This is a genomic window from Dehalobacter sp. DCM (assembly GCF_024972775.1).
Classification (GTDB): domain Bacteria; phylum Bacillota; class Desulfitobacteriia; order Desulfitobacteriales; family Syntrophobotulaceae; genus Dehalobacter.
Map to the genome: position 1 here is coordinate 3,833,256 of NZ_CP092282.1, position 12,425 is coordinate 3,845,680.

Consider the following 12,425-nt stretch of genomic DNA (forward strand, 5'->3'; position numbering starts at 1 on the left):
TGGCTGGCGCTAGTCCTTAGATAAAACAATCATTTATTATTCTGCACTAGCATTCTTTGACCATGGACACCGAAATAAGAGAACGTGAGACACTTTATATTTGCTTTAAAGCAATGCGTTTAAACAGTGCAACAAGCGTTGCTCGGCAGATAAAGATGATAAACAGAGTATTCATGAAGATTAAATACACCGGGAATGCCAACGATGCAAAATCCCATGCGGTTAATGCTGCAAATGTTGTCAGCTGACCTAATAACCCTGTGATATAGGGAGATATGTTTTCTGTTTCCGGATAATGAAACGTTTTTACTAATGTCGGTAATGCCGCAAATCCGTCACTGAGTAAGGACAAGGTGATAGCAACCCAGGGTTCCTTCGTTACTCCCCATAAAATCAGTGCCATTAAAGAAAAGACCCCGCAAACGTAATCGAACTTGCCTAACTTCCAGTAGGCATTTTTATTGACAAAGGAAAAAACAAAAACAATGAATGGGCCAAATCCCGCCATAAATGTCGGTAGAATTGCCCAACGAACACCTTCGGAGAAGGCGGCACCTGAAGCGATCATCGGAGCGATCGACCACATCAGCCAAGTCACTTTATTTGGTTTTGTTTTGCCCAACAAGGTGTCTTTGATATAAAAGAAACATCCGAACAACTGAATACAAGCACCCAGAATTACGACATACTTTATTATTTCCGGCATATAGTTCTCCACATTGTGTAAGATTTGTCGGTTCAAATCCAAATGACCAACACTTTATTATCCCCTATTTCGTGTGCTTGTTACAACCACTATTTTTAAACCATGACACGATCAACGCTATTAATATTGAGCATAACCTTTCGTAAAGCCATCTGAAATATTCCTCCTTTAGACACCGAATAATTCACATGAGAATATAATTAAAGGCGGTTGTTAGGATACGCTACCCGATATAACCGACTCATCCAGAACACACAGACTCCAATACTACTATTTGCAAGAATTGTGCCATAACATGCAGTACCCAGACGGCACGCTGTCATGGGTTGGGTATTATCTGATTACGCAATACTGAGATTCTTTTGCATTTATGAAAAAGAGTTTTCCCATTATTTAGAATCCGGAATTATTAATAAAGCGTAAAAAAGGAGCGATTGCATACGATTGATAGAAATCGTAGGGCAATTGCTCCTTTTATTTTTCAATTGTCTCCACAATGACAATGACGTCTTCCGGCATTTCCGGTATAACCATACCGAGTAATTCTGTGCTAACAGCGGCTTTGTTGCACCCGGCAGGCTGCCGCAATGAACGTTTGCAATATGGGATTAGTTCTATCCTTTTTCCAGGCTAAATCAATATTATAGCGATGGACACTGTTCATAATCTTCAGATAAGCGATACGGCTACTTCTCGGTAAACGGGGAGAGTCCGGGAGAAAAGCGACGCCTTTATCCATTTCAACCAGCAGCATATAGGCATCAAAAGATAATATCTTATCGCATTCAACAAAATTAGGTTCGTAGCCGTCCAGCCGACAAGCTTCCAGGGCATAGTCAACCATCTCCGGACCGATATCCCGTGCTGACATCAGAATTTTTTCACCGGCAATCTCTGATGCGTCGATGGTAAATTGCTTCGCCTTGGGGTGGTTTTTGCTGACACCAAGGAGCAGTTCGGCACTGCATAATCGCAGTGTTTCAATATCTTTTATGTCCCTAAAAAGCTGAGATGGTGCGATGACAGCATCATACAGGTCATTCATCATTCCTGTGTTAAGATCCATAAAACCGATTTTTTTGACATCAATCGCGTTATGGTTATCCGGATTCATTTTCTGGTATTCCTCAATAATATCGGCTAGAAATTCCCTTTCTGTTTCATCGGTGAACGCCACCAGAATGCTGTGCGGCGCGTTGTCGCGTAAGTTTTTAGCTTTCTGTACCGCCCGTTCATAGCGATCGACAATGCCTTTAACATCTTCCAATAAAGAACATCCCGACGCTGTGAGCGCCACCCTGTTCCGGGTGCGGGCAAACAGCATAAACCCAAGCTCCTCTTCCATCGACGCGATTTGCTGACTCATCGCGGTTTGCGAGATATAATGCTGCTTGGCTGCTTTGGTAAAACTAAGCGTCTCTGCAACGGAAATAAAGTATTTCATTTTTCGAATATCCACCGAAGAGCCTTCTTTCATCATAGGGTTCTGAGAATATTCTAATTCATGGTTTGTTTTTTGTAAATTTGCTTGAAGAGCAGTTTGCGATGTTCTCTGTTCTTTCATTCAAATTTAAACGGGGGTATTTATATTGGTAAGCAATAATATGTCTAATGCCTTTAAGTTAAAACAGTCCCTGAATCGCAGTCAACGAATCCATCACGTCGTCCTGACCTTTGGCTAGCATCGCCTGAATAGAAGTACCCAAAACAGTTCCCAGCAATACTCTGGCTAAAACCGCCGGCTCTTGGTTTAATGGCAATGGTCTTTCAGAATCCTCCTGCTTGAATATCAGCCTTTCAATAATTCGGGTCATGTCGTTAAAAAGATTCGTCAATAATGAACGTAAGGACTCGGACCATATTGCCTTACTGCTTAAATCAAAGAGAAGTTTAAACAGCTCTGGTTTTGTACTCAGCATTTGCTGAAAATACGTGACCAAATAATGTATCCGCTCCTTTTTTGATTTGCCGCCTTGGATTACGGACTCAATTTCACGTAAGTATTGTACCGATAGTGTTTTGACAACCTGGTTAAAAAGGCCTTCTTTATTTTTAAAATAATAGTTTAACTGGCTTAAGGCAACTCCCGCTTCATCTGCGATATCTCTTAAGGATGCTTCTGCATATCCCTTGACAGCAATGCAGCTTAACGCGGCATTCAGGATCCTTTGGGCTTGCCGGTTATCCTTATCACTACCTGCCACTACGGCCATCGGTTCCATTCGTTTTTTTCCATTTCCGTTCATCATCGTATTGCACCTCTTAATCTACAACTGCATCCCTTCAAATCCTTACTATATCAAATATACTGTCTCAGGTATACCGGGGTCAAATATCGTTCGACTGTGGATTTCTGACATCATCCGGGCAATCATGGAGACAGAACCAATAACCTCCATCCCCGTACAGTACTTATCAATCACGGATACCAGCAACGCTTCCTTACAGGCCGGCGGGACAATTGTCAGTGGCCACATATGTTTGAGAATAATATCTTCCTCGGCAGGATTCAAGCGAAAGTATTTTTTAGCATTTTTCAACGCGATCCGCGGGTGAACTAACCCATGCAAACCCGAATCGGGCTTTTGCTTATGCCAGTCATATAAGAAAAAATCATGCAGAAGTCCGCCCCGGGCTGCGGAACGGTAGTCAAACCCCCAAGCCTTGCAGAGTCGATAGCTCAAGAAAGACACATAAAAACTATGCTCGAGACAGGTGGTGTTTCCATGCTGGAGATAGTCGGCCATTGTGTAAAGCTGATCATTCCGGATTAAGTCGCCGACACATTCCAGATAGTGATCAAAATGATTGGAACCGGTTTTTGAGTTCCAGCTTAATTTTGTTAAACCGCTCATTCAAGATACTCCTGATATCGTGGTTGATGCTGCCTGCATTCAAAATCAGCAAGCGCGGAAAAGCAAAAAAGAAACGTTTATTATGATAAATTATTTTACGATAATGATTGATCGGGACATTCGCATAATTTAAGACCACTTCCCTCAGATCCAGGGTATCAATCACCGTTTTTGTCGTATCGATAAGGAAATACGCCGCTAAGACCAAAACGAGATACCCTTTGAACTCAGTCGGTATCCATGCAGCCGTAGCCGAAACTTCCGGCTGAACAATTTTTATAAGTAAGAAAGCCAGCACTCCCCATAGCAGTGAAAATCGGAGTGAAACGTATCCGCACAGATTATCCGGATAGTTACTATAATCCCACCATTTGCAGTGAAAGATCTTTTCCAGCAAATATCCCGTAACAAATTCCAGAACCGTTACCAGGAACACAATAAACAGCAGGTATATGGCAAGGTATAGTGCTTTATCCGGAAATAATGGGTCAGCCCACTTTGATAATAAGATGATCATTACCGCACCAAAGCCATAAATCGGGCAAAAACATCCGTTCAAAAACCCCCTGTTGACAAACTTCTTTTGCTCCAGACTGGCAAACATCGTTTCCAATACCCAACCTGCAAAGGAATAGAGAGAAAAATATAAAATTAAGTCTAAGCCAACTGCCATTTTACTGCACCTCTTTTCTCTAACATTCTCCCTCTAAGAATTAAAGAATAATTCAAACGTTCGTACTAATTGTAATGTGTCATATAGTTGTTGTCAATTTTTTCAATCATCGCCATTTCATGATTAATAAAATTATTATTCTCTTGGAAGGAAATTTGAATCCTCCCAGAACTATCGTCCACAACTTTAACGATAGTTTCACCTTCTTTACGCATTTGATACTATTTTATGAGGAATATCAAACTCTACAACCGGAAGTTCATCAGAAGGGAAATAATTATTAGTATATTTATCGCTGAGACAATGAGTATATAGCCCTTGTCCTGAGCGGTCATTTTCGTTCTTTTTGCCTTCGAGCAAGATTCACACGGTTGGTGTTCCGAACAACCTGCCTGTTCCGCTGTTCGCATTGGCACTTGATTAATCACTTCGTTCTTTCCTATTTGAAGTCCGACCAACCTATGCTTCAACTGTGTAGCATAATCCAGAATAGTGCCAACCGGGCAGAAATTTCTGCACCAAAACCGCAACAAGGTAATCGACATGATAACAACAATCCCCATGATGGCCCACTGTGCCCAATTGCCTCTGCCGTCAAAAAAAACGGAAAACGGTTCATAGCTCGCTGCCCCAGGATGATTCCCTATCAACGTGATCATCGCCACAAACCAGAGTATCGGCCAACGATAGCTTCTGCTCATAGATTGGATCTTTTGGGAAGGAGTAAACGTCCATAAGTTGAGACCCCGAAATATCCCTTCCTGGACTGCCCCAAAGGGGCAAAGCCACGAACAGTAAACGTTTTTTCCCCATAGAACTGTAACCAGCAGAATCCCGGGCACCATCAGATACCAGACCGGCCGTTCTAAAAAGTTCGGCAGGTTTCCTGAAATCAGATTGACATAGTTGCTGTAGGTTAGTGAGGCATTCAAAACAAACCCAATAAAAATAACGGAGACGAGCAATACCCAGGATCGGAGTTTTTTTAATTTCAGTGCTGACCCGGCAAATGCAAGAACCATCAGCGCAAGTGCCACAAAATCCTGCCATCCCAAGTTGATTGTGTTCTCAAGCGGAATATTCAGACCAAATTGTTCATTGCCTAACTGGCCGGTCCCTTTTTGGACTGCTTTGACGATGCCTCGGGTGGTTACCGTAGCACCGGAAACAGCGTCGATGTCCGCATACCCTTGGGCGATGCTTCTGCCGGATATTTTCTCCAACAGCCCGGCATTCTGAACTTTGTTTAAATAGAGCGGTGTTTCATTATGCGCAATGATAACCGCTTTTTGAAGTATTCCACCGACATCAACAATACTTAGTACTGTGATCTTTCCACCGTACCCGGAAGCGGAAGAAATAACACCGTATCCCAACAATGCCTGACCAGCGTCGAACAGTTTGAAGGTATTGGCTCCGCCTGGAAGATTTTCATAGGCCGCAGCAGCCAGCTCTCCTTGCCGCAACACATCCAGAGTGTCCTGATTGCTGGCAAAATGCTGGTATATTGAAGCGGCAATGAGCAGCACTAACGCAATCCCAATCCATATTGATTTCTGCAGCTTATATTTATTCATTTCGTTTCCCATGTTCTTCATGCCCTAATCGTCTACAATGCATCCAACAGCAATTTCTTACACGTTTCATGAAAACTGTCGGCAATGCTTGTTTCCTCCCTGCACCAATAGCAAAGTTTTTCAGGATGATCAAAGGTGACTCTGGAACAGCGTCGGCATGTGATGACCGGTGATATTTGAACTGTTTCTGCCAAAAAGGGCTTTGACACGCAGATTCGATCTTTCTGAATTGCTTGGGATGGACAGGAAAGCTGACAGATCCGACAATCCAGACAGAGTCCGCTGGTAAAAGAATACGTGCAAATCCCATTTTCAACGGTTATTTTCAAAGCCCCGGAAGGACAAAATTTTGCGCACATCCCACACTGCACACACACGTTACTGATGATAATACTTGGCCAATATGCAGGAGGAGAACCTTCAATCGTATTCGCCGAGAAGATATCCGCAAGCCGTTTCTGCCAATCCGTCAGGTATGTGCCGCGTTTCTCCTGAACTGTATCCAAAGCACAGCCTTTGGCTTTTTCATTGGTTTGACGGACCTTTTGGGTCAAAGCCAGAAACAGATCACGTCGGGATGTAACTTTTTGACCGCTTTCAATGGCTTCAAGGCTTCTCTTTTTCTTGACATCATTACCCTGGTGCAGAAAATTAAATTTCGGCCTATGGCCTATCGATTCGAGCCATTCAACGGCTGTTCTCACCTTAAATTCCAGGCTTGAGATAGTTTTGGCCATCGGACAGCCTTGGCATTGATCCAGATGGTTTTCCACAGCGGTTTTCAGACCGATTTCGAACCAGGCGCCTTTAGAGACACTGCTTAGACAGACCGGAAGCTGTATGGCGCCGCGGTCTCTGTCCTTTTCTCTTTGATATGGAGCAGTATGCCTGCCGCAAAAGAACTCTGTCGTTTTCCAGCCTTCTTCATCGATATCGCGGACGATCGATGTTTCATCCCATTGCGCAGAGGTAAAAACCTGGGTTGGACAATCACTCAGGCATAAACCGCAGCCATTGCAAAGGTCTTTATCGATATAGACATGGCTATCGAGTATCAGTATCGCTTCAGCCGGGCAATGATTGACACAATGTGTGCACTCCACCCCAGAATATAACTGATTCATACACTTTTCTTCTTCTATTTTTAGCATATGGCCTTTTGCGAATAGCATATTCTCCCCCCATTCCGTTCGCTTTTTCGGAATATCTTTTGCACCATTCTCGTAAGGCTTTAATACTCTCTTCTTCTCTTTTTTTCTTTACTCAGAATCAGCGAGCACTTTCTTTAGATACAGACTGCCGATCTCACTGAAGAGACGGTAGACAGTACTGTGGGTTAGAGATCCGCAGTGCTCAAAGAATGAAACAGCCCACTTCTGCAGATGCACGTGGTGAAATTCTTGAATTTCGACAGTCCTCCTGGCCAGTTCTTCCTGATCGTTCGCCTGCAGTGCAGTGGCTTGCTTCAGATACAGGTACATCATAAATTCCATTTCTGTGGCCAGATGGTCCCCCGGTTCATTCACCTGCGCGGATTTCTGAAGTCCAGCTTTTTTGTAACACCGTTCGGCGTCGAGTGCTGCCGGGCTGATAAAAAGGCTTGGTTTGGCTTGGCTTTTTTCCTCCGGACGATAGAGAAACATGGTTTCGTAAATATCAAGGACAGGCCTTTTAGGGTGGTAAAACAGCCGGGTATATTCCTGGCGCATTTCAGTTACTAGTGTTTTTAGATCGGCTGAGGACTTTTGGCAAGTTGCCAGTCTGTCTGCGATATTCTGAAGTTCTGAATCCTTAAATCCGAGCTCGCGGAAAATGGCGGCCACATCGTCAGCCAAACTGCCGTCCAATAAACCCATAGCAAGTTCCTCCGATGGCAAGCGGAAAAACATCGCTAACAGCTGATAAAGATCCGAAGCCGCCAAAGCTTCTCGCAATTCCAATTCCGGACTATTTTGCATGGTTACTCCCCAATTCTTTTCAATCTGTATCTTGTCCTACAATGCTCTTACAATCATTATACAATAAGCTTCACCGTCATAAATTATTGGCACAGTCAAAAATATTGTGCCGATTTTCGATTGCCGGCACAATATTTTCTCCGATACAACTGCTACAAAGTTCCACAAACGATGATCGCTATCCGATAAATATTTACAATCGGAATGTTTACAAATTCGAATTTACTCCCCGAGCTTCAGTATTCGCAACCCAAGGTTTAAAAGTAAACAGCCCAAGGCGATAATGCCAAGTGACAATCCGATTTCCACAAGAGAGGGGAAATACGGACCGGAAACACTGCCAACCATCGGAGGTCCGGGGTAGGTAAGCAACGGGTTAAACAATTGGGCTTGCAACAGATTATTCTTGACCAGGAAGATAGCAATCAATGCGATGATTGCACCGGCCAGCAGGGTCTGTGCTTTGACCGGACCTTTCTTCAGCACCAGAAGGATTGCTGCAAGCAGGGTAATGAGTTCCAGCCAGAAACCTGGAGCGCCTTTGCCTGCGGCCAACCACAATGCAGCTTGATAATGTTCACCGCTGCCGGGATACAGGCCGACAAGGACTTCGGCCAGAGCAATCACCAATTCTGCGCATAATAAGATTCCCATCAGCCTGCCCATTTTGGTCAGCATTTCGACGGGCATCTTGATGTAGCCTGTTTTATTCAGGACAGAAGCCAAAATGACCAGTACTGCCAAGGACAGGACTAAGGCAGCGATCAGGAAGGACAGCGGCTGCACGGGATTATTCCACATCGGTCTCGCAATCTGAAAACAAAAGACGAACGACGTGACCGTAACAAGAATCCCTGCGATAAATGCAACCAGCGCAATGGGTTTCAGGGATTTCTCATCTGCTTTGCCCTCAGCAGCAAGAATCAGCATACGCGTAAAGATGACCGAAATGACCATATACGCCAGCAGCATGATAAAGTCCCAAAACATTGGCGAGGAGAGATTGCCGCTGGTAATAAATAACCAGACCCGTTCCGGGTTACCGATATCCACAATGATGAACAACGATGCCGCAATAATACTGGAGACAGCGCCCAGATAGGAGGCAATTTTGCTGTAAGGCTTGAATCCGGTCAGATTAAACAAATACGGGACAGAAGCGAAAAGCAGACTGCCGGCGGCTACGCCGGTAAAAATCATGAAGCCAACAATATAAAGGCCCCACATATTGGTAACACCGAGGTTCGTCATCTGGAGTCCCTTACCAAGTTGCACTCCCCAGCATATCATCCCGATCACGGCAACCACTGCGAAAATAATCAACCACAGGTTGGACGAAGCGGTCTTGCCGGTATTGCTTGTTATTGCTGTGTTTGTTTGCATTTTCCTATTCGCACCTCCTTACTTAAGTTAAATAGAAGATCGAAGGCTTGGTGCCTTTTTCTTCTAACAAATGAATGATGTTACGTCCTTGGATCGCTTTACTCACTTCGCTTGTCGGATCATCAAGGTCACCGTAGTATCGGGCACGGCCGGGACATAACACCATACAGGCCGGTTTCTTGCCTTCGGCCAGACGGTTGGCACAGAAGGTACATTTTTCAACCGTGTTGTATTGATGCGGTGTCGCCGAAGCATCGCCAAGTTCAAAGTCAACGTGATACTCCGGTTTCTTCCAGTTAAACTGGCGGACACCGCTGTACGGGCAGGCAACCATACAGTAACGGCAGCCAATACATTTATCATAGTCCTGGACGACAATGCCGTCTTCTTCCCGCTTATACGTTGCTCCTACCGGACAGGCTTTGACACAGGCAGGGTTTTCACAATGCTGACAGTTCAGCGGCAAAAAGTGCATTTTATTATTTGGGTAAGTGCCCGCCATCGTGTCAATCGCTTCACCACCCACAGTCAGAATCCGGTTCCACCAAAGTTCATTTGGCAGATTATTCGCCATTTTGCACGCTACAGAGCAGGTATGACAGCCAATGCAGCGTTTCAAATCAATTGCCATTCCATAACGCATGATTCATTCCTCCTCTATAGTTTTTCGATCGCGACAGCAACGTCAAAGAAGGCGCTGTTGGCACAAATCTGATTGACAACATGCGATGTCAAATTAGAAAAATGTCCGTCGATATACTGTTGTTTTTCCCAACCTTTTGGTGCCGTCAACACACCTGGCTGAACGCCGTTGTTGAGATGCGCTTTCATGACGACATAGCCGCGATCATTGAAGATTTTTACTTTATCCCCAGTCTTAATGCCGTATTTGGCCGCATCTTGTGCGTTGATTTTCACAAACGGCTCCGGATCGAGCTCCAGCAGGGCCGGCACATCCCACCACTGTGTATGCGTACGGTAGCGTGAGTGATCGGAGATGATCGTAAACGGATATTTGCTGCGTACCGGCAAGTCATACCAGGCTTCATTGGGTTTTTCCCAATACGGCAGGCGATCCTTGGCGGCATCGAACTGCTGATCATAATTCTGATTAGGCATCGGAGTCTCATTATAGAATTGAGCTCTACCGGTTGCGGTTCCAAAGACACCGCTTTCATTGGCAATGAAGGTTTCGCCGGGATAGGTTCTGAGTGCTTTCTTTTCCAATAGACCTTCGAAACTGATGTTCAGTGCTTTGGCTGCAGCACCGTCCAAGAGCAACTGCATATATTCTTTTTCAGTCATATTGAAGGCAGCACCATAGCCTAGCTTTTCAGCAATCATCTTGATAATCTGATAGTCAGATTTGCATTCGTATAACGGCTCGATGGCTTTCTCCTGCAGCAGCACATAGGGATGCGTACTGTAATTGACGAAGAGATCATCTACCTCGAACCAGTGAGCGACCGGCAACAGAATATCGGCATACAAAGAGGTTTCGTTCATATTCATATCCGCCACAACGATGAAATCCATCTTGTTGAGCCATTCAAGAGTATAGTTTCTTTCAGCCTGGTTGCCAATCAGGTTGGTATGGGTCAGGTAGATTCCTTTAATGACAGCAGGCTTATTGCCATATTTCTGTTCACTCATGACGCGGCCCATTTCCGTGGTCACCAGTGTCATGGATGGACCTGTCGCTCCTGCCGGGTAAAGACTCCCCAGAAGGTTAATGAAATGGAAGCCAAGGTTCTCTCCCATCCCGACGGAAGCTCCGGGTTTGCACATATTACCCGTAATCATGGCCAGCGCATACATCGCAAACAGACTCCAATGACCGTTGACGTAATGATCGATTCCAAAGAAGGAATAAATAGTCGAAGGTTTATTCGCCGCATACATCCGGGTGACTTCTTCAAGCTGCGCAATGGGTATATTGCAGATCTCCGCGGCTTTTTCCGGAGGATATTCAGCAATTCGTTCCAGAAGCAGGCTGTACGCTGTTTTTACCTTTATGCCGTTGATCTCAAAGCTGCCTTCCAGCACCGGATCAGTGATTTCCGTCGCGGACCCAATTTTACCAGCAGCATCGCGGACGATGATCCCATCGGTTGGCGTCCCAGCCGTTGCTTTTCCTAGGTCGCTCAAGCGCAGGTATTTACCGTCGCTGTCTTTAACGAGGAAAGGTGCAACCGTTGATGCTTTCATAAATGCTTCATCGGTCCATTTTTCACGAACAATGATGTTCATCATCCCCAGAGCCAATGCCCCGTCCGACCCGGGACGTACCGGGACAAAAACATCCGCCTTGGAAGCCATAATGTTGTACGTGGGGTCAATGACGACCAGCTTGGTTCCCTTTTCTTTTGCTTCGAGCAGGAAATGCGCATTATGAATCTGGGAAATAATCGGATTGGAGCCCCAGATAAAAATATTATTGGCATTCTTAAAATCCGTACTCTCATTTAAAGTAAAGTTCGGTCCCCAGCCAACGGCATTCCCCGCAGTGAATCCGTGCGCCGCATCCACCGTCATGGAAATATTGGATGCGCCGGTGACATTCAGTAAGCGGTTGGTTGCACAGCCCATCCCCTGGCCGCTCACGGATCCATAGCTGCCTGATCCCCAGGCAATACTAAACGCCTGCTTTCCGTATTGCGCAGTGTATTCTTTCCATTTGTCGGCAATCGTGTTGATTGCTTCATCCCAGCTGATGCGCTCCCATTTTCCTTCACCACGTTTACCCGCCCTTTTCATGGGGTACTTCAAGCGATCGGGATGATAAATTCTCTGCATATGGGTCAACCCTTTGACGCAGATGCGGTTGTACTCGGGATTAGGCAGTTCACGCATCGAGGTTTGCACGACCTTGCCATCACGTACATGAATATTCAAAAAACAGCCGCCGCCACAATTACCGCGACAAGCCCCAGCGTAGAGAGTCTCTCCCGCCGCTGCTGTACCGCCTGTCTGTTCCCCTGCCGCTAAAGCCTGCATCACTGTGTTTCCCGGACTGGCAAGTGCGACCCCGGTCACTGCGAAAGCGGCCGCGGACCCTTTAAGGAAATTTCTTCTGCTGAAATCTTTGTTGAAGATGATTTTTTCCTCAGATAGGTGATCCTTTTCAGTCATAAATGATAAACCTCCTCACCTTGAATTTTGACGTTTGTTCAATTAAGCGATAAAATAGAACATAAGTACCATTTGTGAAATTTAGTATCCATTCGATTCTATTCTACATTGATTCCGTGCTGGTTTTCAGTAGTATCCCAT

11 protein-coding genes are annotated in these 12,425 nt (G+C 45.2%); all 11 read right to left on the reverse strand.

Annotation, left to right across the window (positions count from 1 at the left end; translation table 11 throughout):
• Positions 1-94: 94 nt before the first annotated feature.
• Positions 95-706, reverse strand: coding sequence for a hypothetical protein (locus tag LPY66_RS17785; RefSeq protein WP_337985583.1), 612 nt, complete (start codon positions 704-706; stop codon positions 95-97).
• A gap of 550 nt (positions 707-1,256) precedes the next feature.
• The gene (locus LPY66_RS17790) at positions 1,257-2,270 is read right to left on the reverse strand and encodes a LysR family transcriptional regulator (protein ID WP_337985584.1); all 1,014 of its coding nucleotides are present in this window, start codon (positions 2,268-2,270) and stop codon (positions 1,257-1,259) included.
• Positions 2,271-2,328: 58 nt separating this feature from the next.
• Positions 2,329-2,955: a TetR/AcrR family transcriptional regulator gene (locus LPY66_RS17795; RefSeq protein WP_337985585.1), complete on the reverse strand. Its 627-nt coding sequence runs from the start codon at positions 2,953-2,955 to the stop codon at positions 2,329-2,331.
• 45 nt (positions 2,956-3,000) lie between these two features.
• Positions 3,001-3,561, reverse strand: a complete 561-nt coding sequence (locus LPY66_RS17800) for an HD domain-containing protein (RefSeq protein ID WP_337985586.1) — start codon at positions 3,559-3,561, stop codon at positions 3,001-3,003.
• Complete coding sequence (locus LPY66_RS17805) at positions 3,506-4,234, reverse strand: putative ABC transporter permease (protein ID WP_337985587.1); 729 nt, start codon at positions 4,232-4,234, stop codon at positions 3,506-3,508. Before LPY66_RS17805 ends, LPY66_RS17800 begins: the two co-directional genes overlap by 56 nt.
• Before the next feature lie 245 nt (positions 4,235-4,479).
• Positions 4,480-5,823, reverse strand: a complete 1,344-nt coding sequence (locus tag LPY66_RS17810; RefSeq protein WP_337985588.1) for a 4Fe-4S binding protein — start codon at positions 5,821-5,823, stop codon at positions 4,480-4,482.
• Between the two features lie 20 nt (positions 5,824-5,843).
• A complete protein-coding gene (locus LPY66_RS17815; protein ID WP_337985589.1) occupies positions 5,844-6,983 on the reverse strand; it encodes a 4Fe-4S binding protein in 1,140 nt (379 codons plus the stop codon).
• Between the two features lie 87 nt (positions 6,984-7,070).
• Complete coding sequence (locus LPY66_RS17820) at positions 7,071-7,769, reverse strand: TorD/DmsD family molecular chaperone (protein ID WP_337985590.1); 699 nt, start codon at positions 7,767-7,769, stop codon at positions 7,071-7,073.
• A 222-nt stretch (positions 7,770-7,991) separates the two neighbouring features.
• Positions 7,992-9,152: an NrfD/PsrC family molybdoenzyme membrane anchor subunit gene (gene nrfD / locus LPY66_RS17825; RefSeq protein ID WP_337985591.1), complete on the reverse strand. Its 1,161-nt coding sequence runs from the start codon at positions 9,150-9,152 to the stop codon at positions 7,992-7,994.
• A 22-nt stretch (positions 9,153-9,174) separates the two neighbouring features.
• Positions 9,175-9,795, reverse strand: a complete 621-nt coding sequence (locus tag LPY66_RS17830) for a 4Fe-4S dicluster domain-containing protein (protein WP_337985592.1) — start codon at positions 9,793-9,795, stop codon at positions 9,175-9,177.
• A gap of 14 nt (positions 9,796-9,809) precedes the next feature.
• Positions 9,810-12,284, reverse strand: a complete 2,475-nt coding sequence (locus LPY66_RS17835) for a molybdopterin-dependent oxidoreductase (protein ID WP_337985593.1) — start codon at positions 12,282-12,284, stop codon at positions 9,810-9,812.
• Positions 12,285-12,425 lie beyond the last annotated feature (141 nt).